Origin of the sequence: Pseudolabrys sp. (assembly GCF_035943735.1) — a bacterium.
Lineage (GTDB): Bacteria > Pseudomonadota > Alphaproteobacteria > Rhizobiales > Xanthobacteraceae > Pseudolabrys.
Window position 1 is genome coordinate 187575 of record NZ_DASZBV010000022.1, and the last position, 25370, is coordinate 212944.

Consider the following 25370-nt stretch of genomic DNA (forward strand, 5'->3'; position numbering starts at 1 on the left):
GAGGGTAAGAAAGGCGGAGCGTTACTTACGCTTTTCCTCGGCCTTCGCCGCATCCCACAACGCGTCCATCTCCGCCAGTGTCGCGTCCTTGGGCGTTTTGCCTTGCGCCGCGAGCGCGCGCTCGATGAAGGCGAAGCGACGCTCGAATTTCAGGTTGGTTGCACGCAGGATGCCTTCCGGGTCGGCGTCGAGATGCCGCGCCAGGTTGACCACGGCGAACAAGAGATCGCCGACCTCGGTCGCCGCGTGCGCCTCATCCTGCGCATCGAGCGCGGCCTCGATCTCGTCGGCTTCCTCGCGAATCTTGGCCAGCACCGCGCGCGGATCGTTCCAGTCGAAGCCGACCTGGCCGGCCTTGTTCTGCAGCTTGAGCGCGCGCGTCAGCGCGGGCAGGGCGACCGGCACCCCGGCCAGCGCGCCCGCCTCCGCCGGCTCGCCACGTGCCGCGCGCTCCTCGGCCTTGATGCGCTCCCACAGGCCCTTGACCGCCTCGGCGGTCTTTCCGTCCGCGTCGGCGAAGACGTGCGGGTGCCGGCGGACGAGCTTGGTGGTGATCGCCTCGACCACGCCGCCGAAATCGAACACGCCTTGCTCCTGCGCCATACGCGCGTGGAAGACGACCTGCAGCAGCAGATCGCCGAGCTCGTCCTTGAGGTGCGCGAGATCGCCGCGCGCGATGGCGTCGGCCACCTCATAGGCTTCCTCGAGCGTATAGGGCGCGATGCTGTCGAAGGTCTGTTCGAGGTCCCAGGGGCAGCCGGAGCCCGGCGTGCGCAGCGCTGCCATGATCTCGATGAGCCGGCTGATGTCCCTGGACGGCTTCACAGCGCTAGCGGTCCTTGATTCGCATAAGACATATTATGGAATACCTATAAATACCCAGATCAGGTCGGACATAAAGTTTCACCGTTAAGAATTGGCCGGAACACAATAATCCTGAGACGCACTCAGGCATCGAAGCTCATCCCGTCGAACGCCGGTTCGATGGGTTTCGGCAGCTCGGCAGTCAGGGTCGCGTAATCCATGTCGGTGTGCAGGTTGGTCAGGACGGCGCGCTTCGGCTTGACGCGGTCGATCCAGTACAGCGCTTCGTCGAGGTTCAGGTGGCTCGGATGCGGCGCGCGGCGCAGCGCATCGACGAGCCAGACGTCGAGGCCGGCCATCAGCGGCAGGCTCTCGTCGGGCAGGTACTTGATGTCGGCCGAATAGGCCACGTTGCCGATGCGGAAGCCGAGCGACGGGATGTCGCCGTGGTTCTGCAGGATCGGCATCACCTCGATGTCGCCACCCTGCCCCGAAATCGTGACGGCTTCGCCCGGCGTCAGCCGGCGCTCGTGCGCGATCGGCGGATATTCCGAGCCCGGCGGCGTCATGAAGCAGTAGCCGAAGCGGGCATGCATGGCGCGCGAGGTCGGCTCGTCGAGCCAGACGTCGACGCGGCGACGTTTGTGCACGAACAGGGGGCGCAGGTCGTCGATGCCGTGCGTATGGTCGGCGTGCTCGTGCGTGATCACGACGCCGTCGAGCCAGTCGACCTCGGCGTCCAATAATTGCTCGCGACAGTCCGGCGAGCAGTCGATCAGGACGCGCGTCTTGTGCCCGGCATCGTTGGTCTGCGTGATCAACATTGAGCAGCGGCGGCGCCGGTTCTTCGGGTTGTTCGGGTCGCACGAGCCCCAGCCCAGCGCCACGCGCGGCACGCCCATGGACGAGCCGCAGCCGAGGATGGTGAAGGTTCTCGTCATGCGGCGCTGGCCAGGCTTTGCGGGACTTTGCTGAACAGGCGGAAGAAGTTTTCGGTCGTCTGTCGCGCGATCTCAGCCTCGGTGATGCCGCGTGTTGCGGCCAGCACCTTGGCGGTCTCGGCGACGTAGGCCGGTTCGCAGCGTTTGCCGCGATACGGCACCGGCGCGAGATACGGCGAGTCTGTTTCAACCAGAATACGGTCGGCCGGCAGCGATTGGGCGATGTCGCGCAAAGACTGCGAACTCTTGAAAGTCAGGATGCCGGTGAAGCCGATGTACAAGCCGAGATCGATGGCCGTGCGGGCCAGCGCCGCGCCGGCCGTGAAACAGTGCAGCACCGCCTTGAAGGGACCCTTGCTCACCTCCTCGGTCAGGACAGCCGCCATGTCAGCGTCGCAATCGCGCGCATGGATGACCAGCGGCAGCCCGGTTTCGCGTGCCGCAGCAATGTGTTCACGGAAGCTTTTCAACTGATCGTCGCGCGGCCCGGTGTCGTAGTGGTAGTCCAGCCCGGCCTCGCCGATCGCCACGACCTTCGGGTGCTTGGACAGGCCGACCAGCATCGTCGCGTCGACATCCATCTCGCTCGAGGCGTGGTGTGGATGGGTGCCGACCGTGCAGAAAACATCCGGATATTTCTCTGCGATGGCAATGAGCTGCGCCTGCTTCTTCACCTTGGTCGAGATCGTCACCATGCGCCCGATCCCGGCCGCTCGCGCCCGCGCTACCACTGCATCGAGCTCGGCCGCGAAATCGGGGAAATCGAGATGGCAGTGGCTATCGACCAGCATCGTCAGGACTTTGGCTTTTGTTTCTTCGGCGGCTTCTCGCCGGGCTTGGGGCCGCCTTCGGCCTCCGGCTCGATCCAGCGCGGGAAAACCGGCGCCGGCGCCGGCAGCGTGCGGCCGGGCGCGAGACGGGTGGCCAGGGAAGCGAAGCTGCGCTCCTCGGCGGGCACCGCCAGCAGGTCGAGCATCTTGGCCGCGGACGATGGCACGAAAGGCTGCGCCAGGATGCAGACCTGCCGCAGGACTTCGGCTGTGACGTAGAGGATCGTCCCCTGCCGCTTGGGATCGGTCTTGGCGAGGCCCCACGGCGCCTCTGAGGCGAAGTAGCGGTTGGCGTCGGCCACCACGGCCCAGATCGTATTCAGGATGTGGTGCAGGCCATAGTTCTTCATCTGCTCGCGCGCCGCGCCGATCATCGCATCGGCGGCGGCGAGGATGGTCTTGTCCGTCTCGCTGAACGCGCCCGGCTCCGGCAGCACGCCGCCGAACGCCTTGCCGATCATCGACAGCGAGCGCTGCGCCAGATTGCCGAGATCGTTGGCGAGGTCGGCGTTGATGCGGTTGACGATCGCCTCGTGGCTGTAATTGCCGTCCTGACCGAACGGCACCTCGCGCAGGAAGAAATAGCGGAACTGATCGACGCCATAGGTGTCGGACATCGTGAACGGGTCGACCACGTTGCCGACCGACTTCGACATCTTCTCACCGCGGTTGAACAGGAAGCCGTGCGAGAAGATGCGCTTGGGGACGGCGACGCCGGCCGACATCAGGAAGGCCGGCCAGTAGACGGCGTGGAAGCGCACGATGTCCTTGCCGATGACGTGCAGGTTGGCCGGCCAGAAGCGCGTGAACTTCTCGCTTTTGTCGTCGGGGAAACCGGCGGCGGTGATGTAGTTGGTCAGCGCGTCGACCCAGACATACATCACGTGCTTCGGATTGCCCGGCACCGGCACGCCCCAGTCGAAGGTCGTGCGCGACACCGACAGGTCCTGCAGCCCGCCCTTAACGAAGCTCGCCACCTCGTTCATCCGTTCGCGCGGCAGCACGAAGTCGGGGACCTTCTCATAGAGGTCGAGCAGTTTCTGCTGGTAGGCGGAGAGGCGGAAGAAATAGCTCTCCTCCTCCACCCATTCGACCGGCGTGCCGGTCTTGGTGGCGATGCGCTTGCCGTGCTCGTTGAGGTGCGTCTCATCCTCGGCGTAATAGGCCTCGTCGCGCACCGAGTACCAGCCGGCGTACTTGTCGAGATAGATGTCGCCCGCCTTCTCCATCCGCTCCCAGATCGCGGTCGACGAGCGGTAGTGGCGCTCCTCGGTGGTGTGGATGAAGTCGTCGTTCGAGCACTCGAGCCGGGCGACCATGGCCTCGAAGCGCGGCACGTTGCGGTCGCGCAGTTGCCGCGCCGTCAGCCCGAGCTTGGCGGCGGTCTGCTGCATCTTCTGTCCGTGCTCGTCGGTGCCGGTCAGGAAGAACACGTCGAAGCCATCGAGCCGCTTGAAGCGGGCAATGGCATCGGTCGCGACCGCCTCGTAGGCGTGGCCGATATGCGGCTCGCCGTTCGGGTAGGAGATCGCGGTGGTGATGTAGAACGGGGTCTTGGCGGCCATTCGACTGTCAATATGGGGCGCAATGCGCCGATGTCACGCGGATCAGACCGGCCTTGTGCCGGGCCTCGGCGGCTTATGCAAGGCGGCTGTCCGGGCGAGGGGCCGGCCCTCCCCTAGCCGCCCACCTCCGCCGCCATCGCCGCCAGCTTGCGGACCGTATTGATGTTGCGGGCGGTCGCCGGCCCGAAGGCCTTCGGCAGCTTCAGCTTCGAGCGGCCCATGCCGTCCGGGAAGTGGATGTAGGCCTCGCGGGTGTCGAGGACGACTTCCTCCTTGCCGGGAATGGTGACGTCTTTGAGCATCGCCTTGGTGACCCGCTTGCCGAGGAACGCGACCCCCACCTTCGCCGGCGGCGCCTTCGGAAACGGGTTGGCTTTCAGGACCGCCGCCATCTCGGCCGTGGTGCGGACCGCGACATCCGCTGGCCTGCCGAGTGCCTTGGTCAGCGCCGCTTGCAACGCCTTATGCACCGCGACCTCGCCTTTGCGGCTTGTGAACACGACATTTCCGCTCTGGATGTAGGTGCGCACGTCCGCGAAGCCGAGACCGGTGCAGAGGCTCACGAGCGTCTTCATCGGCAGCTTGCCGCTGCCGCCGACATTGATGGCGCGGAGGAGCGCGACGTAAGCGGTCACTTATTCCTCCTCATAGTGTCGTCGTGAACCACGCCGGACCGGCCGCAAGCTCCGGCCAGCCAATGTGGCGCGCGGCTTTCATGGCGGCCTCCGCCGGCGGCAGCAACGCGTCCCAGTGTTGCGCCGTGAAGCGCTTGCCATTCACGCCGTTCGAGGCCTCAGACATCAGCCACGAGATCGGCGGTCCCATGATCGCCGGCTTCAGCATCTGGTTGCGCGGCCAGCCCGCGGCGTCGTTGATGAAGGGCGTGTCGGTCGGACCGCCCGGCACCAGCACGTTGACGGTGATGCCGGTGCCGTCCAGTTCGAGCGCCCACACCGCCGACATCGATTCCAGCGCCGACTTGGTGGCGCCGTAGGGCAGGACGCGCAGCATGGTGCGGTAGCTCGTCGTGTTGTTAACGATGCGCCCCCACCCCGCGCGCTTCATATGCGGCAGCGCCGCTTGCGTGATCATCAGCGGCGCACGGACGTTGACCGCGAAGAAACGGTCCCAGACATCGGCGGTCAACTCCGCGATTCCGGGATGATTGCTCTCCGCGTCGGGGCGGATCGCGCTCATGCCGATGCCGGCATTGTTGACGACGCCCTCGATCCGCCCGAAATGCGCAACCGCGGCTTCGACCGCGCGGGTGCAGGCGACCGGCTCCGACAGTTCCGCCTCGACGGGCAAGAGCCGTTCGCGCCCGGCGCCCAACGAGGCCACCAGGCGCGCCAGGCCCTCGCGGCTGCGATCGACTGCGGCGACCGCATGCCCGTCCTTGAGCAGCGCCGCCGTCATCACCGCGCCGAGGCCGCCGGCGGCGCCGGTGATCAGAACCGCGCGCGACGGCACGTCTCAGCTCTTCATCGGCGGATAATCGCGCGAGAACACCGGCTCCTTCAGGAACGCCTTGGGGTCCATGCCGCCGAACTGGCTGACCTTGTGATAGGTCTTCACGGTCTTGTTGGCCATCTTGCCGTTCACCTTGCCGGCGCGGCGCACATAGACGTCGATCACGGCATTGCCGTAGTCGTCGAACGACAAGGGCCCGCGCGGCGTATCGGCCAGCGTGACCGACCGTAGCGCCTTGACGAATCCTTCGCGATCGTCGGCCTTGCCGCCGGTCTTGGCCAGAGTCGCCTCGATCAGTTGCCCGTTGGCATAGAAGCACGCGGCGTAATGACCGATGCGCACGCCATCGCCGTAGTTCTTGCGCATCTCGGCGATGAAGCGTTTGTTCGCCTCGCTGTCGTGGTCGAGCGAATAGGGATTGGTGTTGATCAATCCTTCCGCGCTTTCGTCGTGGGCGGCGATGATGGTGTCGTCGGCGACCGTAGACCCGCCGACCAGCGGCTGCTTCACGCCAAGCCCGCGCGCCTGCTTGGTGAACTTGAGCGGATTGGACCCGGCCAGCACCTCGCAGACGACGTCGCTTTGCGGCAACTGCGCGATGTAGGGCGCGTAATCGGCCGTATTGAGCGGCGACCACAGCTTCTTCACGATGCGCCCGCCGCCCTCCTCCAGCACGCGCTGGAAGCCGCCGACCTGCTCGTAGCCGAAGGCGAAGTCGTCGCCGATGGTCGCAGCGGTCTTCAGCTTCATCTCGTGCAGCACGTAATCGGCCAGCGGATACAGGCATTGCGCCGAGGTGTACGACGAGCGCGTGACGTAGGCATTCCTCTTGCGCTGGGTGACGTCCTCGGCGCCGGCAAAGGCGAGCGTCGGCATCTTGGCCTCGGCGAAATAGTCGAGGGTCGCCAGAAGCTCGAAAGCCGCGAAAGGCCCGAGCACGACGTCGACCTTGTCGCGCTCGACCACTTCCTGCGCCTTGGTCTTGGCACCGGCCGGATTGCCGCCGGTGTCGGCAACGATCAGGTCGATCTTGCGTCCCGACAGTGTGTAATTCTTTTCCTTGAGGAAGGTGACGAATCCCTCCTCGAAATGAATGCCGCCCGCGGCAAGCGGACCGGTCTTCACGGTCAAGAGACCGATCTTGATCGGCGCATTCTGTGCGATCGCGGGCATCGGCAATGCCGCAGCCGCGGCGGCACCGGCCAGCATCTGGCGGCGACTCAGCTTGATGGTCATGGATCTGTCTCCCTCTGGTGCGGCCCTTCTGGCTGAGGCCGGTCGGGAGAAATTCAATCACAGAGGCCGGGGTGGAAGCGACGACCATTTGCGGCCCAGAGACTTGGGGCCATTGCCCACGATCCCGGGGTGCAGCGCAATAATTTTTAGAAATCCGTCACCCGAATCGCTTAGCTTTCGGGGCATGGCGGTTCGTAACTTACGGATCGAGAGGCAGCCGGGGGAGTTGGCAACACCCCGAAGGCCGGTCGCGCGAGACAACCGCCCGCTTTCCTCACATCGCAACCTGCTGCAGTACCCGCGCCCGCGCGCGGTCCGTTGGCGTATGCACTTATCCTTAAGTCCACCAGAAGGATCAGACCCTTGGGTAAGAACCTCGCGAAGAAGAGACGCCGTCACGAGCGCCTGCTGGGATCCGCTGAAATCATAGAGTTCCAAAACGCCAAATTCGAAACCGAACGCGCGCTGCCGCCGATAAAAGCGCTCAATCCCACGCAAGCGGACTATCTCGACGCCCTTCGCAAATCTCCCCAAGTCATCGTTCTCGGGCCGGCGGGCACCGGCAAGACCTGGATCGCTGCCACGCACGCCGCCGATCTCTACCGCAACCGCCAGATCGACAGGATCATCCTCACCCGCCCGAACGTCCCCTGCGGCCGTTCGCTGGGCTTCTTCCCCGGTTCGCTCGAGGACAAGTTCGCGCCCTGGGCCGTACCCGTCGCGGAGGCGATCAAGGAGCGCATCGGCAAGGCGGCTTACGACATCGCGCTCAAGAACGGCGCCATCGAGTTGGTGCCGTTCGAGGTGATGCGCGGCCGCTCGTGGAAGAACGCCTTCGTGCTGCTCGACGAAGCGCAGAACGCCACACCCTCCGAGATCAAGACGTTCCTCACCCGCATCGGCGAGGACTGCACAATGGTCATCAACGGCGACATCAGTCAGTGCGACCTCGACCGCGACAGCGGCCTGCGCGTCGTCATCGACATCGTCGCCAAGCAGAGCCTGCCGGTACCGGTGATCGAGTTCAGCTGCGCCGACATCGTGCGTTCGGGGCTGTGCGCGATGTGGGTCAACGCTTTCGCGGAGGCGAACCTCTAGGACGCGCGGGACAGGCTGACGACGGCGGGCGGCGGTGCTAGCGTTCCGCTCCCGCCGTTTCGTCTGTCTCTTTGAAGGTCCATATGAGCGCCGATGCATGGCCGCCGAAGGCCATCGATCCCGAACACGTTATCGTCTCTGAAAAGGTCAAAGGCTCGGCCATCCCGGTCCACCTGATGTACGTGGAGGCGATCGACGGCGCCTACATCCCGATCGCGCTGCGCAAGCCGGAAGGGCCGGGCCCCTTCCCTATCGTGCTGTTCGCGACCGGCAATGGCGGCGGCGGCATGGCGATGCTGCGCGAGCATGTGCAGAATCTCAGCTGGACCCAGGAGCAGTACGTCGCGGCCGGCTACGTCGCGGTGTGGATGCGCTACCGCGCCGAGGTCGATTACGCCTACGACAGGATCGGCAAGTTGATCTCGTCCGGTCGGCAGGGCCGGCAACTGCTCAACCGCGGGCCGCTCGAATACGAGGACGCCATCGCCATCGCCGATTACGTGAAGACTCTGCCGTTCGTCGACGCCAAACGCGTCGGCTACATGGGCATGAGCCACGGCGGCGAGATGGCGCTAAAGATCGCCTCGGAATACCACGGCTTCCGCGCCATGGTGGCGAGCGAGCCGGCCTCGCACGAATTCCTGCGGCTCAAGCCCGACGAAACGGCCAAGGTCGACCCGGCTACGGGCCTGCTCAACGTCGAGAAGATGTTGATGCGCGAGCCGGAAAAGGTGCGTCCGCGCATCACCGAGGAGATCGCCAAGGCGCGCGTCGCGCCGATCAAAACCCCCATCTTCGTGCAGGGCCGCGACAGCGATGAACTGCAGGGCATCTTCCGCGTCAGCTACGATCTGCTCGCCGAAGCAGGCAAAGATGCCGACTGGAAGAGCTACGACCACGCGCTGCACGGCTTCGTCTATCCGGAACGCAATGACGCCGGCGTCTACGCGCCGGATGCGGTGCAGCTACGCGCCGTCGCGGACACGCTTGCCTTCTTCGCCCGTCACATGAGGAGCTGACGCTAGCTTACTATTTTGGCGTGCGGAGTTCGGCCGGCTGGGGCTGCGTCAGGGCCACTCGGCAGGCATTGCATTCGAACACGTTCTGCCCGCGATAGGTCGCGTCCGGCTCGATGCGGCGCGTCAGGCGCATCGGGTGGACGCAATTCGGACATAGCGGCAAACTGTCCAGCATCTTCCGGGCGTTACGCCTGTCCGCCTCGATCCGCAAGGCCGATTCTACCTCAGGATTAAGCAGCGGCAGCGCGGCCTGCTCGTCCGCCGGGTTCCGGGCCGGCGCGTCATCCTGCCCGAGGAACCGGGCCTCGCCGTCCGCGTTGAGAAGCGCGCCGCAACAGCAACAAAAAGACGCGCAGGGACGTCCACCGAGCCATGACAGCGACCCAGTATCTCCAGAACCAGGCCGAGCATTGCCGGCGCGCTGCCGATGATGCCGCCGATCCCTTCGTTGCCGAGGAATTGCGGCGTCTTGCCGCGGAGTTCGAGCGACGGGCGCGGGCCGAAATCCGCGCCGCGGCGCCGGCCCGGGAGAACCGGGCGGCTTGAGGCACCTCAAGGCGCGCTTCAGACCGCCCCGTTCACGTCTCGTAAATTCGGGGCGAGGCGGCACGGGGAGGCTTGAATTGGTTGAGAACGGCTCCTAATACCCGAGAGGGGGAACGTTGCGTGTCCCTTGCCGTTTATGCGGTGGGTTTCGCAGTCTTTTTTGGGGTTCCTGCATGCTGAAGTCGCGACTGCTCATCGCCGGCGTTGTCGCCGCCGCGATCGGAGCCATGCCGCCGTTGAACGGCGCCATCGCCGCGCCGCGCCAGGCGCAGGCCGACCAGGGCAAGCTGTCCACCTCGGACCTCGCCTTGATCGGCGGCGTCATCCAGTTGGTGCAGCACGACTACGTGCACCCGGTCGGCTCCGCCACGCTCACGGACGACGCCTTGAAGGGCATGCTCAACCGGCTCGACCCGCACTCCGACTACATGAACGAGCAGGAATTCCGCGAGACGCAGGCGGACATCGCCGGCAAGTTTGGCGGCCTCGGCATCCAGATCTCGTCGCAGAACGGCGTACCGAAAGTGATTGCGCCGATCGACGGCACGCCGGCCTCGAAGGCCGGCATGCAGCCGGGCGACCTCATCGTTGCCATCGACGGCCACAGCACGCAGGGCATGGGCCTGACCAAGATCGTGCGCCAACTGCGCGGCGATCCCGGCACCAAGGTGACCATCGCGGTCCTGCGCGGCACCAAGGCGCCGTTCGACGTGACGATCACGCGCAGCATCATCAATGTCGCGACGGTCAAGTCCAAGATGCAGCCGAATGACGTCGGCTACGTGCGTGTCACCGAGTTCGGCGAGGAAACGGCGGCAGACTTCAAGAAGGCGGTCGAGCAGCTCAAGCAGCAGGCGAACGGCAACCTGAAGGGCTTCGTGCTCGATCTGCGCAACGATCCCGGCGGCCTGCTCTCGGCCGCGGTTTCGATCGGCGGCGACTTCCTCGGCAGCGGCAAGGTCGTGAGCATCCACGGCCGCAATCCCGACGACGACCATGTTTATCGCTCGGCGTCGGCGCAATTGCTGCCGAACGTGCCGGTCGTTGTGCTGATCAACGGCGCCTCGGCGTCCGCCTCGGAGATCGTCGCCGGCGCGCTGCAGGACCGCAAGCGCGCCACGATCATGGGCACGCAGAGCTTCGGCAAGGGTTCGGTGCAGACCGTCATCCCCCTCAACGGCCACGGCGCGCTGCGCCTGACGACGGCGCTCTACTACACGCCGAGCGACCGCTCGATTCAGGGCAAGGGAATCTCGCCGAACGTCGTCGTCGACGTGCCGAAGGACGAGCAGGTCGAAGGTGGCGTGATCCTGCACGAGAGCCAGTTGCAGGGCGCCTTCGCCAATCCCGGCGTGCTCGGAGCCAAGCCCGCTGCCAAGCCGAATGCGCCGAAGGGCGGCGAGCAGTCGTCGGACGACGATGACAAGCCCGACATGGCGAAGGAAGGCCACGTGGATTATGCGACGCCGATCAAGAACGAGTTGATCGGCACCGACCACGACTCGCAGCTGAAGGCCGCCCTCACCTATCTGGCGAAGAACCCGGGCACGACGTCGGGCCAGGCGGAGAAGTAACCCGTCAGGCGCGGCCGAGCGCGGCGAGCTCGGTGAACACCGAGAAGACGAAGGGCTTGCGCTCGAGATTGTAGGCGTCGACGTCGCGCGCCGTCCGGTTGACCTTGTCCCAAACCTCGGCGGCGCGCACCAAAATGCGCGCATCGCCATCGCCGCGGCCGAGCCGCTGCGACAGCCAGCCGTTCACCAGATCCATGAACGTCGCCAGCACCTGCGGGTCGGTGCCGGCAAGCGCATCGGCAAGCGCGTGCAGCGCGCGCGGGTCGGGATTGGGCAACTGGAAGATCGCGTCGAGCACGCGCTGACGCAGCGCCAGCGCCGGCCCGTCGAGCAGCGCCAGCGCGCGCGACACGCTGCCGTCCGACGCCGCCGCGGCCTTCGCCAGTTCCGGCTCCTCGGCGTCGCGTCCGGTCGCCGCCGCGAGGGCGTGCACCACCTGCTCCTGCTCCAGCGGCCGGAGCAGCAGGCGGCGGCAGCGTGAGCGGATGGTCGGCAGCTCGCGCCCCGGCGAATGACTGATGAGCAAGAGCAGCGTGCGGGCCGGCGGTTCCTCCAGCACCTTCAACAAGGCATTGGCGCCCTCGCGCGCGAGGTCGTCGACAGCGTCGACGATGGCGATGCGCCAGCCGCCCTCGCCCGCCGTGCCGGCAAAGAACGAGACCATGCGGCGGACGTCGTCGACGCGGATATTGGTGTAGAGCTTGCCGGTCTGCTCGTTGAGCACGCGCTCGAGCACGCGCAGGTCGCCCTGCGCCTGCGCTGCGATCCGGCGGGCAACGAGATGGTCCGCGTCGATGGCGAGCGACGTCGCCGCCTGCACCTCCGCCGCCAGCGGATCGGGATGCGCCAGCACGAAACGGGCAAAGCGGAACGCGAGCGTCGCCTTGCCGATGCCGGGCGGGCCGCCGATCAGCCAGGCATGCGCGATGCGGCCACTCTTGTAGGCGTCGAGCAATGCGCGCTCGGCCGCCTCGTGTCCGAACAGAGCGAGCGTCTCGCGCGGCCCCTTGATGTCGCTGTCGTCCTCGCTCACGGCGCGACCGCCTCGATAGACAGCGACGATGCCGGATGTAGCCGTTCCTCGACGATGGTCCAGATGCGCTCGGCGACGACCTCGCGCGGCGCGCGGCCGTCGACGACAACGATGCGCGCAGGCTCCGCGGCGGCAAGCGCCCGATAGGCGGCGCGCAGCTTTTCGTGGAATTCGACCGACTCGGATTCGAAGCGGTCGGCGGCGGCACCGCCGCGCCGCGACTGCGCACGCGCCAGCCCTACCGTCGCCGGCACGTCGAGCAGGAACGTCAGCTCCGGTTGCGCGGCCTTTCCGACCGTGATGCGCTCGAGGCCGCGGATCAGCTTGGCCTCGACGTTGCCGAGCGCGCCCTGATAGACGCGTGTGGAATCGATGAAGCGATCGCAGATGACCCAGCGGCCGGCCTCGAGCGCCGGCAGGATGGTGTTGCGCACGTGATCGTCGCGCGCGGCGGCGAACAGGAAGGCTTCCGCCTCCGCGCCGAGCGGCTTGGCGATGCCGGAGAGCAGAATGTGGCGGATGATCTCGGCGCCGGGCGAGCCGCCCGGCTCGCGCGTGCGCACCACCGCGATGCCCTGCGCCTGCAGCCGCTCGGCAAGTGCTGCGGCGTGAGTCGACTTGCCGCTGCCTTCCCCGCCCTCGAAGGTGATGAAATGTCCGCGCATCGCGTCTCGTCGGCCGCCGGGCGACGCGCCCGGTAAGCCTTTATAACCGCTCGGCGCCGGCACGGAACAGGGCGATCACCATTTCGGTCACAGCATCGAAGGCTCGCTGCGGCAGCGTGCCCTTGCCGACATCCTCGCCGGCGTAGAGCGGCTGCGTCAGCACCAGGTTCTCGCCGCGCCAGACCTTGACCGCGCCGATCGGCTGGCCCTTCTTGATCGGCGCGGGAACAGGGCCGGTGTAGACGATGCGCGCGATGAGCCGCTCGCCGCCGGCCTTCGGCATCATCACCTTGACCAGCCCCCTGGCGACCAGCGGCACGTGGCCCTCGGCGCCGCCATAGATCTTGGCTGTGCCGAGCGTCTGCCCTTCGGCGAACAGGATGCGCTGTTCGAAGCTGCGGAAGCCCCACTCCAGCAGCTTCTTGGCGTCGTCGGCGCGCTCCTTCGCCGTCTTGTCGCCGTTGACGACGACGATCAGCCGCAGCCCGTTCTGCACCGCCGAGCCGACGAGGCCGTAGCCGGCGTCCTTGGTGAAGCCGGTTTTCAATCCGTCGGCGCCGATGCCCATGCCGAGCAGCGGATTGCGGTTCGGCTGCTTGATCCTGTTCCAGGTGAATTCGGTCTGGCCGAAGATCTTATAGAACTCGGGATAGTCGAGGATGATGTGGCGCGCGAGCATCCCCAGTTCGCGCGTCGTCACCTTCTCGTCCGGATTTGGCAGCCCGTTCGAGTTCTTGAATACCGACTGCGTCAGCCCGATCTGGCGCGCGCGCTCGGTCAGCTTGTCGCCGAACGCGGCCTCGTCGCCGGCGAGCGCCTCCGCGATGACGATGCAGGCGTCGTTGGCCGACTGGATGATCATGCCGTGCAGCAGGTCGTCGACGCTGACGCGGCTGTGCAAGGCAGCGAACATCGTCGAGGAATGCGACGGCGCACCGCCCTTACGCCAGGCGTTCTCGCTGACCTCGTATTCGTCGGTGAGCTTGATTTTTCCTTCGGTGAGCTGATGGAACACGTATTCGGCGGTCATCAGCTTGGCGAGGCTCGCCGGAAAGATCAGCTTGTCGGGATCGCGCTCGAACAGCACGCCGCCGTTTTCGGCGTCGATCAGCAGCGCATGCGGCGCGGCGATCTGCGGCCCATCCTTCTTCGGCTCGTCCTTGCGCTGCGCCAGCGCGGGCTGCGCGACGAGGAGCGCCGCGGCGAGCGCCGCCGTCAGCAGAGATGAAAAGCGCGAACGCATAGCCCGATTGTTGCCCGTACCGCCTGCATCCTGAGATGGCGCAGAATGATGGCTTTGTCGAGCCGAAGGTTGCCTAGTAGAGGCCGCGGCCGCTCATGAAGCCGGTGGCGCGGGCGCCTTCGTCACGCGCCGGGGCATAGGCCGACACCGGCGAGTAGCGCGGCGTCTCGGTGACCGCCGGCGTGCGCGACGCAGCCGCCAGCTCGACGGTGCGTGCCGCCGGCGCGGCCTGCGCGACCGCCGGCTCCGGTGACGTATCCATCGCAATGTCCGCCTCGCCGAGGCGGTACGGGCGATCCGGCGGGATCGGCGCCACCTGCGTCATCGGGCGGCGATCGAAATAGGTCGGCACGAAAGGTTTCGCCGAGGCGACCATGACCGGCGCCTCAGCCGGCGTGCCCTCGCGCAGGGTCGCCATCAGCTTGCGGTCGTCGGAGCCGGCGAGCGGCGCCATGCCGACGAAGTCGACGCGCACTTTGGCGATGCCGTGGCCGTAGAAGCCGAGCAGCTTGGCCGTTTTCACCGACAGATCGATCAGCCGGCCCTTGGCATAGGGGCCGCGGTCGTTGACGCGCACGATGATGGAGCGGCCGTTATTGAGGTCGGTGACGCGCGCGTAGCACGGCAGCGGCAGCGTCGGATGCGCCGCGGAGATGGCGTTCTCGTCGAAGATCTCGCCGTTGGCGGTGTAACGGCCATGGAAGTCGTCGCCATACCAGGACGCGAGACCGGTGGCGGTGTAATGCGGATCGGTTTCCGGCACGTAGACGCGGCCGGCGACGACGTAAGGCTTGCCGACGCGATAGACGCCACCGCCCTTCGGCACCGGCTGGCCCGGCTCGATCACGCGGGCGCTGGCGGACACGCCATAGCGCGGATCGATTCTGCCCGAGAGACCGCCGGAGCAGTTGGCGAGCGCGAGGCCGCCCGCGGCGACTGCCGCAAGACGTGCCCAACGGCCGATGGCGCCGTCGCCGCGCAAACCCATGCTGATGGCCTTAAGTCCCCGTCGAAGGAAGTTCGATCTTAACCTAAACAGCCCGGGCCGTGAACCGCCGCCGCTCCGTCATGGTAAACGTTTGGTTCCACAGCGACTTAAGGCGGGTTGCTCGCCCCGGCAGGCGAATCCGGGATAACTGAGCCGCCCTGCCCTTGCAAGTGTGGCCGCATTGCACCATTGGGAGGGAGCGCCAAGGAGCGCTAAGCCGCCCGCGCGGTTTACGCCGGGCGGTCAGTGGAAGGGTGGCCGAGTGGTTTAAGGCACCGGTCTTGAAAACCGGCGTACCTGCAAGGGTACCGTGGGTTCGAATCCCACCCCTTCCGCCAATATCCCAATATCCCGCAAAACCGCGGTGACAAGAAGCGTCTACCCCTCAATGTAGGGGCGGTTGTACGCATGCGCAATTCACGCGTTAGCAAATTTCTCACCAGGCGCGGCTCAGTATGGATCTTTCAACGGCGCCTCCCGCGGACACTTGACCCAGAGTTCCGATTTTCACCCCTTCGAATTCGAATTGGCCCTGTCCCGGCGAGGGAAGCTCACCGGACGGCCGTACTACTCGCGGCAGCAAGCCAACTCGTCTTCGACCGCCTCGAAAGGAGCCCTCTTGTGAAAGATCTGACCGCTACCAGGGGTTTGGTCGTGAAGGTGCGGGACCTGCTGATCCTTGACGACGAAGGCGAATTGGTGCCTCGCCCGGACGGTCCTCTGCCCCCCGAGACTCGCCTGGAAGACCTCGTCACATTCGGACCGGAACCCTCACCGACGCGGCGCAACGATGAGACGCAGTCGGACGAGATCCTAAACCAATTGGTTGTCGTGCCGCCGGCTGAAGCACATGAAAGAAATCGAAGAAGGGCGGCTGGCGATACGCTGGGGCGATTAGAGGTAGGGCTGAACACACTGCAGGCCGAGCTGAAGGCGAAAGAAGGCCCGAAGTTTAGCCAAGCCGCTGACGACTACATTCGGCTACTTCAGGAAACGGACGGCGAGGATGCGGCGGTTGAAATCGCCTATCTGAGGCACCGCCGGGACGTCTTTCTCCAACTAATGGAAGATAAGCCGGTTAACACTTATACGAAACGCGATCTCCAAATTTTTGTAAACGAAATACGTCACTTGCCGGCCCATTATGCCCGCCAGAAGGACTACGATGTCTCAAAGATCCGCGAATACATCAAAGAGGAAAAGAGACGCCGAGACGCCGGCGAGCCAAAGACCGCAACGCTCGCTCAGAGCAGCATCAAAGACAACTATCTCACTCGCATCAAAACAATTCTGAAAGAAGGGTGCGAGCAGGCTGGAATACCCTACCCGCTCATGAACGTCAGCATCAAAATTCCGAAGGATGCTCCTGTTCCGCGACAGCAAATCCCGCCCGATTTCGAGACACTAAATCGAATTTTTGTTTTTGCGAAGCGAACGGGCGTGCTCGCTGACATCATGCTTCCTCTACTCGGGTTTCTGACCGGTCGGCGGCTGTCGATCCTTGTGTCGATGCGTGGAGAACGCATATTAAGATATCATGACAACTGGGTAGTTGTTCCGGAAAATGTCATTGTTGAGGACGGAAACTCTATCAAGATTGGCTACAAGACCGAACAATCATTGCAATTCTATGTTCTCCATGAGTTTCTCGACAGAATGGGATTTGTCGAATGGGCCCGGAAACAAGAGGGATTTGTTTTCGTTCAATTAAACCAGGTCGACGATCCGGCGCGGGCCGCGAGCAAGCGGATGGGGAGACTCTTCAAAGCTGCCGGCGCCGAAACAGTGCTCCTGCAAACCTTCCACTCGCTTAGACATGCAAAGCGACTAGAGGACAGCCGCAACAAGGTCAATCCTTCTGCTAGCAGACGGCAAGCAGGCAGAAAGCCATCAGATCAGCACGATGAGTACGGCGCTGGTGTATTTAGTCAAGCAGATGTCGAGGAGCTTGCAAAAGCGCCGCTCCCAAAAGAGATCGACTGGGCAGGCCTGTTTTACAACCTGCCATTCGACGAGCTTGCGAAGGGCGACCGGTGGCCGAGGGACCTGACGCCGAAGAAGAAGTAGCTATCGAATGGAAATCGACGCACGAACAACGAGATTGCACCCGGCCTCTCATAGCGATCCACCGATCGCTTGATCTAGCTTTTGGAATGCGAATTGGGTCACTACCGGACGGGCTGTCACTGCCGCGGGCATCCATCGGCATACGGACTAGACGGAGAATACCTTCTGCACTTCGTCGCCGAAGTGGTTGATTACCTTGACGCAAATCAGTCCGCGCTCCGGCTTCAGGAACGGCCGCGACACCGTCGAATTCAATTCCGCCCAGGCCGTCTCGTCGATTTCGGCCTTCAGCGCCCGCTTGAGCCCGTCATAGGGATCGTCGCCGACGAAATAGGCCTGCCGCACGAAAAAGCTTTCTTCGTCGTAGTCGCTGTCGATGAACCATGCCGCCACGTCGTTCATGAGGTTCGAGCCGGTCGACGAGCGCACTTCGCCGGTGGTCGGATCGAAGATGTCCATGCCGCGGATTTCCACCTTCAGCATGTCGTTCTTTTCCTTGTGAATGACGATATCCGGCTCGCCGAACACGACGAACAGATTGCCGGCACCGGTCGCCTTGAGCTTGTCGGCCATGCGCAGGTCCTGGTTCATGCGCGCCTTGAGCACCGTCAGGTTGCCGAAATTCAGCCGTGTGTCGTCTACCTCCGGCGCAAAGGCAAAGCCGCAGACGATCAGCATGTCGAACATATCGACCGCCTCGCGCGCGGCGCGGCGAACGAGGTCATAGCCCACCGTATCGTATTCCGGGCCGATGCAGACAGCAGCGCGCTTGCTCGCGCCCTTCTCTTGATAGCGGCCCTCAAACTGGATCATCCCGCTACGCGAGGCGAAAGGCCGGAGATTCTCCAGCATCAGCCGCTCGTCTTTCTTGGTGTTCTGCACACCGGAGGTTTTGAGGTTCTCGTACACCACCTGGGCGAAGTCGGTGGTGACCATCCCTCCGGCGTCATGGCGGGGTTTGTCCCGGCCATCCACATCTTCGCCTTTCGCCGCCAGAGCCTCCGCCAGGTACGGGTCCTCCTCCATCGGCAGCACGCGGTGCGGCGACAGGCTCTCAACGGTGAACGGTCCCGCGACCCGCACCACGCCGCGCGCCTTGTAGGGCCGGTCGTAAAGATATTCGACGTCGGCGTTGCGCGCGATCGAGTCGTCGATCTCTTTTTGCCGCGCGCGCCGCGCATCCCACCACGCGGCATGCGTTTTCTTGGCCGCCGCCGGCCATGATTCGTCGGGTTCGGATGGGATTTGCCACTCTTCCCAGGAGTTCTTGAGGGCCTTGATTAGCTTCTCGCGCAGCGGCTCCAGCGTCCTCTGCCAGCGCTCCCAGATCACGTCAATCTCGGCGTTGTTGGCGATGGATTTCAGGGTCACATGCGGCGCGCGCTCATAGACGAAGCCGTGGCGGATGTTGTTCGTGAATGGCCCCTTAGCCGGCGGCTTGCCGGTACTCTCGCCTTCTTTGCCCGCACCGTCCTTGCTATCCTTGAGAAGATAGTATTCGTACTTGGCACCCATCAGCCGCGCGCGCGCGAGCGTCAACGCGACGCGACTAGTGTCGATGGTGATCCAGCGGCGTCCCCACTGCTCGGCGACGTACGCTGTCGTTCCCGAGCCGCAGGTCGGGTCGAGAACGAGGTCGCCAGGATCAGTCGTCATCAGGATGCAGCGCTCCATGACTGCGAGCGCAGTTTGGACCACGTAGATTTTCTCGCCGCCGTATTGCCCCTGCCCAACCGTATCAGACCAAATATTCGTCAATGGAAACGCTGGAAAATCATCAAAAAAACGAACGTATCCGATGCCTCCCGTCGCAGTTGTCGAGACTCGGGCGGCCTTAATGAGACGCTCGATTCCAGTCTGAGTTGTTGACCATCCACGCGTACCCGATGGTCGAAACTCGCGGCCATGAAGCTTAATCGTGAAGGCCATAGCGGACCCTTCACCTGAAGGTCGGCCTTGTCGCTGGGAGCTAAGGTCGCCAATTCCAAATGCGCGGCTTCCTGAGGACAGCGAAACTATGCCCGCTCTTTCTGCGGCGGTCATTGTGCGCTCGGTGCCATCTGGCAACTGCACGAGCCGATAACCAGAGACCCCCTCCCCTCCGAATTCTTTCAATCTGAGCAATGTACGATACTTAAGCCGACTTCTATCTTTGGCGTACCAAATGACGTAATCAGCGACGTTCGGTAGGATGTCCGCTGTTTGGCCTACGGTCTTTGCGATAACAATCGAAGTGCAGAGATTTCCGGGCCCAAACACTTCGTCAAGCAAGCATCGAACTAGATGCGTATTTTCTTCGCCAATCTGTACAAAAATCGATCCAGTTTCTGCGAGTAAGTCCCGCGCAGCAATCAGCCGGTCGCGTAAATAGCTGACATAAGAGTGAATCTCATCCTTCCATGTATCACGGAAGGCGCGAATAACTTCTGGCTCACGCGACACCGCGCTTAGCTGACCGTCTCTGACGTCTTTGCTCTTCGTCGACGGTTGCCAGTTCGAGTTAAACCGGATTCCGTACGGCGGATCGATGTAGATGCATTGCACCTTTCCCCGCAGCGCCTCGCGTTCCGCCAGCGACGCCATAACCAGCAACGAATCGCCGAGGATCATCCGGTTCTGCCAGTTGCCCTCGTCGTGGTAATAGCTCTGGGTCGCGTCCTCCTTCCAGCCTTCAGGAAGACCGTTGAAGTCGCCGTAGAAATCGAATTGCTCGGTGTCCTCTTTAGCACGCTCTTTGGATTGCTTCTGCAAGTCCTTGATAATCGCACCAGGCTGAATCTTCTCCTGAATGTAGATCGGCGGCGCATCGACTTCCAAAGGATCGGATTCAAAATCCTTGCCGCGCCAGACCAATTGCGGATCGAGATCGAGATTCCGCGGCCAGCGTAGCTTCTTGATCGCCTTATCCTCGTCGGCGACCAGCTTTTGGTTCTCGGCCGTCGGGATGTTCTTGCGCTTGGCCTCCTTGTGCCTGTAGCTCTCGACGTCTGCCTCGGCGCCTGTTTTTCGTTTGGTTCCTTTTGCCATCCTGGTCCTCACGCCATCGCCGGCGCGCGCACGAAGGCGCGCAGGCGGTCTTCAATGTCATAGGGAATGTCGGTCAGTTCCAGAAAGTCCCAGCGGCCATATTGGCCGGAGTTGTTCACTGCGGGAATCCAGACCTTGCGCATGGTGTCGGCCTTGGCCGCATCCTTGGCGTCGCGCTGGCCCTTGACCTCGACCACGAGATTGAGCCGTTCAGCACCCTTGAGGCGGACGATGAAGTCGGGGCGATAACGAAACGTGTCGCCGCCGTATTCGTACGGCACCTCGAAATGCAGGCTGTGATTCTTGACATAGGAGACGACAACGTCGCTGAGCTTTTCCAGCCGCTCGGTGAAACCCGCCTCCCAGTCCTTGTCATAGACGACGTAATTGACGTGCGAGAGAGTGGTCGGGATCAGCGTCTGCTTGGAGGTGGTGAAATCGACGTGGCGGGTCGAGCCTTCCGGGTTGAGCGGATTGACGATCGGGAGTAGGCGCCCGCGCGTTCCGTTGGCCGGGCCGGTGAGTGAGCCGACGAGCGCCCTAAAAATGCGGTCAACCGCCCGCTGCGCCAAAGGCCGCCATTTCAGGTACTGTTTCGGGCTCTTGCCCTGCGTGGTCAGGCACTGCTCGAACCATTGCTCCGTGATGCGTACCAGTTCCGGGTAGCGCCAGACCTGATCGGGGAATTTCTCGCGCAGCAGGAGACCGGCAACGTCGAAGGCGACTGACTTGAGCCGCAGCTTCTCGGCGTCCTCGCGCAGATCGAAGGTGATGCCCTCGCCGATCAAGGGCTCGGCTTCGGTCACATTGGGGACGTCGTCCGGCGTCAACTCCATCTTGCTGTCGTCGGTGAACACCGGCCGCAGCGGCCGACGCGGAAACTCGACGCGGTAGCCTTCGACGTTGGGAAAGCGGATTTCGCGTTCTTTCCGCCGCTCTTCCAGCGCGCGCACGCGGGTGACGCGCGGCGGCGGCGGTGGATCGCCCCCACCGCCGCTCTGCGCGAACGAGAAGGGCACGCCAAGCACTTCCGCATATTCGACCGGGAAGAAGCCCGTCTTGGGATCGACCTCGTAGGACACACGGCGCAAGCCGCGGCCCACTACCTGCTCGCACAAAAGCTGCGTGCCAAAAGCGCGGACGCCCATGATGTGGGTGACCGTGTTGGCGTCCCAGCCTTCGGTCAACATCGACACCGACACGACACAGCGAATATCGGCGCCAAGCCGGCCGGGCCGGCCGACCGTGTTCATGACCTCGCGCAGAATGTCGGCGTCGGTAATGTCGTCGACCGATTCACCGCGCGCCTGCTTTTCTTTCTTGAATTCGTCGATTTCGCGCGCCGCCACTTTTCTGAAATCGTCCGACAGTGCCTCGCCGGATTCGAGCTGAGACGAATCGATCAGGAAGGTACGGAAGCGCCGGCGCCAGCGGCCGTCCTCATCGACATTGGAGAACAGCGGTAGTTTGCCAGGAACGGTCCGGGTCTTAGCGTCCTCGCCCTCGCCTTCGGTTTTGTCGTAGCCGGAAATCCAGTCGTAGACGAGCTTCGACGTCGACGTGTTGTTGCAGACGACGATAAACACGGGTGGACGGCCAAGCTCCGGCACCTTTTCCCACTTGGCGAACATCTCGGCATAATGCTTGTAGAGCGCCTCGATGGCCGCTTCGAGCAGATGGTGCGGAAGCTGGCTCGGATCTGCCACCGCGGCTTGTGTGCGCCGCCCACGCATTGGAAACGCGCGCGGGTTCTCCTTGCGGATGACATTGTAGATATCACGGAATTTCGGCAGTTCGCCCTTGATGGCGTCGTCCAGCACCGGCAGCCGCGGCACCTTGACGATGCCGCTCTCTATGGCGTCGAGCAGCCCAAAGTCGGACACCACCCAGGGAAACAGCTCGCCCTCGTCGTAACCGGAGCCACGCAGAAAGAACGGCGTGGCGGACAGGTCGTAGACAGCTTCGAGGCCGATGTGGCCGGCGAAAGCCTCAAGCCCGCTGATCCAGACGCGCGCCGCCTTCTCGTTGCTCTCGGCCTCGGCCCGCTCTTCCGCCGTCATCGGCGCCGCATCTTCCTCCTCATCGCCAACCTTGCGCCGATAGCAATGATGCGCCTCGTCATTGAGCACGATGATATTCTTGCGTCCCAGCAGGTCGGTTCCGCCAACGCGCGCGACCATCTCACCGATGGTTTCGGTGAATTTCTTCTCGCCTTCGCGCCCACCGAGGATTTGCCGGTTGAGCTTGGAGACCTGTTCTTTCTCCTTCAGCATGAAGGCGTGATAATTGGTGATGACGATCCGCGCCTTGAGCACCGCATCCATCATGTCCGGCGGCACGAGATCGAGCTGCTGATAGATGTTCTGCTGATCCTGCGGCTTGAGCACCCGCAGGCGGTCCCTGATGGTGATGCCCGGCGTGACGATCAGAAACGCGTCGGAAAAGTGCTTAGAGCCAGGCCGGCGTGCGCGGTTCACCGCGTGCCACGCGATGATCATCGCCATGACGGTGGTCTTGCCGGCGCCGGTCGCCATTTTGCAGGCGAGACGATAAAGGCCGGGATTGGCTTCGGCGTTGGCAGTCTCGATTTCCGTTCGAAATTCTTTCGGCGCGACTTCGGTGAGCCAGATCAGCGTCTCGATCGCCTCGCGTTGGCAGAAGAACAGCCTTCGTTCGCGATCAGGGTCTTGCCAATGCAGCAGGAGGCGTTGGCTTTCCGGCGTCACGCCCCATTTGCCGGGTGGCAGCTCGCGCCACTTGTCGACCTCTTGCCGGATCTTGTTGACGAGGACGTTGGTGGTGACCTTGTCCTCCAGCGCAAGCTGGCCCTGTTGTGCCCCCCTCCGGCGTGCCGCCGGCACCGGGACGACATAGATGCTCTTTCGCCGATCGGGCAGCACCTTGCCCGTCGGTTGGCCGTCGCCATCCAGCTCATAGTGTGATTTCGGCTTCTCGAACGGTGAGTTAATGATTGGATCGTTGGCGAACCCCATCTCCACCCCAATACCCCGAGCCACTGAATTCCCTCGGCTCTCTTTTTGAAGGCTAGACTACCGGTCGCCATCGCTAAAGTCAGCCTTCCGACTGGTCGTCGGCCGTTACCCACCACCGGCCGGTGCGTAACTTGGAGTGCCGGTAAGGCTATACACTCCTGATTGATTCTCCTGTGGAAAAATCCGGCAAGATGGCGGTCAGCTCTCAGTCAACCATACCCTGCGACTTAAGGAAGTGAAATTCGAGTAGCGGATTCCCTGTGTTGGCCGTAGCCCTCACGTTGACGCGCCTGACGAAGTGTCCAATATCCTTTGCGCCAACCAAAAATATAGCGAGCTGACCGATGTTGACTGATGCTCCACCCAAGACCGTTTTCCGAATTGGATGCCCGACGGCCTGAATAAGACCAACCTCTTTGCCAATAGTGGCGATCAGGTCGTTAATTTCGTCGATTTTCTGTTTCCTCGGATGCTTGGTGCCTGCGCGTACGTTTGATCGAAGAATTGTGTCAAAGAGCGACCAAAATAACGAAGCATCCTGTAGAGTACCGTGTTCGAGCAAGGTGACGCTCAGTCGGGTAATCTGCCGTCCTCGATGCTCGAGCCTCTTCCCGCTATCAAACTGAATAAAGCCATTGGTGCGCAGCAGGCGTTCATGCCGAAGTCCTTGCGCCTGAGCGGCTAGGACCCCTTCCGCGTAATCCATAAGGGCGTAGCCAGATACGCCCGCCATTGCCGCTCGCGTGAGCGCCTTTGCTTTGCACTCGATCAGAACAATATTGTCCTTGTCCTCCAAAACGATGTCGCATTCTCCCTCGTCCGGCTGGTTCTGATTATATCTCTCACCGATGAGTGAGGGGGATGTCCCAACGTGACGAAGCAGCAACTCGGTAACACGCTCTGTGCCGTTTCCCGTGATCTCGGCAATAACTGGTTTGGGCAAAGCAGCGCGGGCAGCGACCATGGTCGCTTCGTAGAACGCCGGACCTGCGAGGGACGCCGCAGGTACGATGAAGGAGTTGTTAGTGCCTTCGATGAGCGGCCTAAACATAAGATCGCTTTTTTCGGCAAGTAGTGGAGACAAATACCTAGAGTTTACGACGCCCGCGCCGTAAACAAAATGAGGCATCATCTTATCGAGTTGACTATCCGTGAGCCCCCGCTTCATCAGGTCTGCGCGGCTCAAACGCGCCGGATCGGTGTGCGCCGATAGAATGATAGACTCACAAAGTCGGATGGCATCGTCAATGTCCCAGCCGTATTTCCGGCGCATCGCTTGATTATGGCCACCGCCGAATAGGCCGCGTAGCACAAGGGGCGTGACAAAGAGAGACCACTGTTTCAAACCGAAAAGATGGTCATAGAGACCGATTTCGCGAAGCAAATCGTCAAGCCGTTTCGAAGCGGTGTTAATCGCCCAGAACTGATTCTGTGGTTCGACATCGATAATGGCGACGAGGTCTCGTGCAAGCTCTAACGCGTCCCGCCATGCGTGAGTGGGGTCAGAGTGGTGCGGTCCAACGTCGGGGGTTTTGACGGCCAGATTGACTAGATACCCAAATGGGAATGACGCATCGTGCCCAGTGGGAGAATAGCGCCGCCCTGTCAGGTACTGATCGAAGTCATAGACATGGCGCAGGCGCATCTCACTGCACAGATTTCCGAGAACCTTTTGGATGCCAAGCTGATTGAATATCTTCTGTATGTACGCGGTTGCGCGCTTGAGTTCGCGATGTGATATCCACGGACGCGTGTGCTTCACGGAGACTTTATAGCCTCTTCCGGCCAGTCGCCTCGCCGCTTCAGCGACGACCCGGTGACGGGGATTAGGAACATAAAATGCGTCGAGCGCAACGAGCGCTCGGCCGAGTGTCGCCGCCTGCTCCCATGACGAGTGGTTCGGCCTCTTAAGCTGCGATCCTGCACCTAGAGGCTGAAGTAGAAGGAGGATGGCCGCATCCCGCCGGCGACGTGAGCCAGCTAGCGCATCTTCCAACGTAAAAACTTTTGCGATGTCGCGCAGGTCATGCGTGTCGAAATCCGAGGGCTTTGCGCTAGGCAAAATGGCAGAAATGCGCCGAAACAGCTCATCCTCAAGCCTGCCACTTTGAGGCGCACCGAAATGTGCGACAACGTCAGCTCTGTTTGTAAAAACGATGCATTGCTCCGATTTGTCGAAAGCGGAACGAATCTGGCTGACTAAGGCATCGGACACATGCGCCCGTTTTGAAATTCTGACCTTCTTCGCTAGCTGTTTTGCCATCTACGCAA

Annotated in this window: 19 protein-coding genes and 1 tRNA gene; 6 read left to right on the forward strand and 14 right to left on the reverse strand. The window is 63.0% G+C overall.

Features of this window, described 5'->3' with window-relative positions; translation table 11 throughout:
- Positions 1–21: 21 nt before the first annotated feature.
- From mazG to VGV41_RS17845, 7 genes are all read right to left on the reverse strand, one after another.
- Positions 22–825 carry a nucleoside triphosphate pyrophosphohydrolase gene (mazG, locus tag VGV41_RS17815; RefSeq protein WP_326865318.1) on the reverse strand — a complete coding sequence of 268 codons (804 nt, stop codon included), beginning with the start codon at positions 823–825 and terminating at the stop codon, positions 22–24.
- Between the two features lie 122 nt (positions 826–947).
- A complete protein-coding gene (locus VGV41_RS17820; protein WP_326865319.1) occupies positions 948–1745 on the reverse strand; it encodes an MBL fold metallo-hydrolase in 798 nt (265 codons plus the stop codon).
- The gene (locus tag VGV41_RS17825) at positions 1742–2536 is read right to left on the reverse strand and encodes a TatD family hydrolase (RefSeq protein ID WP_326865321.1); all 795 of its coding nucleotides are present in this window, start codon (positions 2534–2536) and stop codon (positions 1742–1744) included. The genes VGV41_RS17820 and VGV41_RS17825 overlap by 4 nt, the downstream gene beginning before the upstream one ends.
- Before the next feature lie 2 nt (positions 2537–2538).
- Positions 2539–4140 carry a methionine--tRNA ligase gene (metG, locus tag VGV41_RS17830; protein WP_326865322.1) on the reverse strand — a complete coding sequence of 534 codons (1602 nt, stop codon included), beginning with the start codon at positions 4138–4140 and terminating at the stop codon, positions 2539–2541.
- A gap of 113 nt (positions 4141–4253) precedes the next feature.
- Positions 4254–4775 (reverse strand): DUF1697 domain-containing protein, encoded by a 522-nt coding sequence (locus VGV41_RS17835; RefSeq protein ID WP_326865323.1) that lies wholly within the window; start codon positions 4773–4775, stop codon positions 4254–4256.
- 10 nt (positions 4776–4785) lie between these two features.
- Positions 4786–5610 carry an SDR family oxidoreductase gene (locus tag VGV41_RS17840; RefSeq protein WP_326865324.1) on the reverse strand — a complete coding sequence of 275 codons (825 nt, stop codon included), beginning with the start codon at positions 5608–5610 and terminating at the stop codon, positions 4786–4788.
- Positions 5611–5613: 3 nt separating this feature from the next.
- Positions 5614–6846, reverse strand: coding sequence for an ABC transporter substrate-binding protein (locus VGV41_RS17845; RefSeq protein ID WP_326865326.1), 1233 nt, complete (start codon positions 6844–6846; stop codon positions 5614–5616).
- 426 nt (positions 6847–7272) lie between these two features.
- Between VGV41_RS17845 and VGV41_RS17850 the strand changes: the two genes are divergently transcribed.
- The 4 genes from VGV41_RS17850 to VGV41_RS17865 all read left to right on the forward strand — a co-directional run bounded on the left by VGV41_RS17850 (position 7273) and on the right by VGV41_RS17865 (position 11083).
- Entirely contained in the window at positions 7273–7944 is a 672-nt protein-coding gene (locus VGV41_RS17850) for a PhoH family protein (protein ID WP_414705148.1), read from the forward strand.
- Positions 7945–8027: 83 nt separating this feature from the next.
- On the forward strand, positions 8028–8963 hold the full coding sequence (locus VGV41_RS17855; RefSeq protein ID WP_326865327.1) for an alpha/beta hydrolase family protein: 936 nt from the start codon (positions 8028–8030) through the stop codon (positions 8961–8963).
- A 372-nt stretch (positions 8964–9335) separates the two neighbouring features.
- Positions 9336–9509, forward strand: coding sequence for a hypothetical protein (locus VGV41_RS17860; protein ID WP_326865328.1), 174 nt, complete (start codon positions 9336–9338; stop codon positions 9507–9509).
- A gap of 173 nt (positions 9510–9682) precedes the next feature.
- Positions 9683–11083 (forward strand): S41 family peptidase, encoded by a 1401-nt coding sequence (locus VGV41_RS17865; RefSeq protein WP_326865329.1) that lies wholly within the window; start codon positions 9683–9685, stop codon positions 11081–11083.
- Between the two features lie 4 nt (positions 11084–11087).
- Here the strand turns inward: VGV41_RS17865 and VGV41_RS17870 are convergent, their stop codons facing one another.
- From VGV41_RS17870 to VGV41_RS17885, 4 genes are all read right to left on the reverse strand, one after another.
- The gene (locus tag VGV41_RS17870; RefSeq protein ID WP_326865330.1) at positions 11088–12116 is read right to left on the reverse strand and encodes a DNA polymerase III subunit delta'; all 1029 of its coding nucleotides are present in this window, start codon (positions 12114–12116) and stop codon (positions 11088–11090) included.
- A complete protein-coding gene (gene tmk, locus VGV41_RS17875) occupies positions 12113–12781 on the reverse strand; it encodes a dTMP kinase (protein ID WP_326865331.1) in 669 nt (222 codons plus the stop codon). Before tmk ends, VGV41_RS17870 begins: the two co-directional genes overlap by 4 nt.
- Positions 12782–12821: 40 nt before the next feature.
- Complete coding sequence (locus tag VGV41_RS17880; RefSeq protein WP_326865332.1) at positions 12822–14024, reverse strand: D-alanyl-D-alanine carboxypeptidase family protein; 1203 nt, start codon at positions 14022–14024, stop codon at positions 12822–12824.
- A 73-nt stretch (positions 14025–14097) separates the two neighbouring features.
- Positions 14098–15012, reverse strand: a complete 915-nt coding sequence (locus VGV41_RS17885) for a septal ring lytic transglycosylase RlpA family protein (protein WP_326865333.1) — start codon at positions 15010–15012, stop codon at positions 14098–14100.
- Positions 15013–15260: 248 nt separating this feature from the next.
- On the opposite strand from VGV41_RS17885, the gene VGV41_RS17890 reads away from it, so the two are divergent.
- Together VGV41_RS17890 and VGV41_RS17895 are read left to right on the forward strand one after the other, a co-directional pair.
- A tRNA-Ser gene (locus tag VGV41_RS17890) sits at positions 15261–15350 on the forward strand.
- 283 nt (positions 15351–15633) lie between these two features.
- Positions 15634–17079 carry a hypothetical protein gene (locus tag VGV41_RS17895; RefSeq protein WP_326865334.1) on the forward strand — a complete coding sequence of 482 codons (1446 nt, stop codon included), beginning with the start codon at positions 15634–15636 and terminating at the stop codon, positions 17077–17079.
- A 147-nt stretch (positions 17080–17226) separates the two neighbouring features.
- On the opposite strand, the gene VGV41_RS17900 is transcribed toward VGV41_RS17895, so the two are convergent.
- The 3 genes from VGV41_RS17900 to VGV41_RS17910 form a co-directional block, all read right to left on the reverse strand.
- Positions 17227–20106 (reverse strand): site-specific DNA-methyltransferase, encoded by a 2880-nt coding sequence (locus VGV41_RS17900; protein ID WP_326865335.1) that lies wholly within the window; start codon positions 20104–20106, stop codon positions 17227–17229.
- 8 nt (positions 20107–20114) lie between these two features.
- Entirely contained in the window at positions 20115–23099 is a 2985-nt protein-coding gene (locus VGV41_RS17905; protein WP_414705149.1) for a BPTD_3080 family restriction endonuclease, read from the reverse strand.
- Between the two features lie 205 nt (positions 23100–23304).
- Complete coding sequence (locus VGV41_RS17910; protein WP_326865337.1) at positions 23305–25362, reverse strand: hypothetical protein; 2058 nt, start codon at positions 25360–25362, stop codon at positions 23305–23307.
- Positions 25363–25370: the final 8 nt, after the last annotated feature.

Excerpts from the sequence above, each read along its gene's own strand:
- VGV41_RS17820 (WP_326865319.1), bottom strand. The coding sequence starts at position 1,745 with ATGACGAGAACCTTCACCATCCTCGGCTGCGGCTCGTCCATGGGCGTG.
- VGV41_RS17825 (WP_326865321.1), bottom strand. The coding sequence starts at position 2,536 with ATGCTGGTCGATAGCCACTGCCATCTCGATTTCCCCGATTTCGCGGCC.
- metG (WP_326865322.1), bottom strand. The coding sequence starts at position 4,140 with ATGGCCGCCAAGACCCCGTTCTACATCACCACCGCGATCTCCTACCCG.
- VGV41_RS17845 (WP_326865326.1), bottom strand. The coding sequence starts at position 6,846 with ATGACCATCAAGCTGAGTCGCCGCCAGATGCTGGCCGGTGCCGCCGCG.
- VGV41_RS17855 (WP_326865327.1), top strand. The coding sequence starts at position 8,028 with ATGAGCGCCGATGCATGGCCGCCGAAGGCCATCGATCCCGAACACGTT.
- VGV41_RS17860 (WP_326865328.1), top strand. The coding sequence starts at position 9,336 with ATGACAGCGACCCAGTATCTCCAGAACCAGGCCGAGCATTGCCGGCGC.
- VGV41_RS17865 (WP_326865329.1), top strand. The coding sequence starts at position 9,683 with ATGCTGAAGTCGCGACTGCTCATCGCCGGCGTTGTCGCCGCCGCGATC.
- tmk (WP_326865331.1), bottom strand. The coding sequence starts at position 12,781 with ATGCGCGGACATTTCATCACCTTCGAGGGCGGGGAAGGCAGCGGCAAG.
- VGV41_RS17880 (WP_326865332.1), bottom strand. The coding sequence starts at position 14,024 with ATGCGTTCGCGCTTTTCATCTCTGCTGACGGCGGCGCTCGCCGCGGCG.
- VGV41_RS17885 (WP_326865333.1), bottom strand. The coding sequence starts at position 15,012 with ATGGGTTTGCGCGGCGACGGCGCCATCGGCCGTTGGGCACGTCTTGCG.
- VGV41_RS17900 (WP_326865335.1), bottom strand. The coding sequence starts at position 20,106 with ATGGCAAAAGGAACCAAACGAAAAACAGGCGCCGAGGCAGACGTCGAG.
- VGV41_RS17905 (WP_414705149.1), bottom strand. The coding sequence starts at position 23,099 with ATGGGGTTCGCCAACGATCCAATCATTAACTCACCGTTCGAGAAGCCG.
- VGV41_RS17910 (WP_326865337.1), bottom strand. The coding sequence starts at position 25,362 with ATGGCAAAACAGCTAGCGAAGAAGGTCAGAATTTCAAAACGGGCGCAT.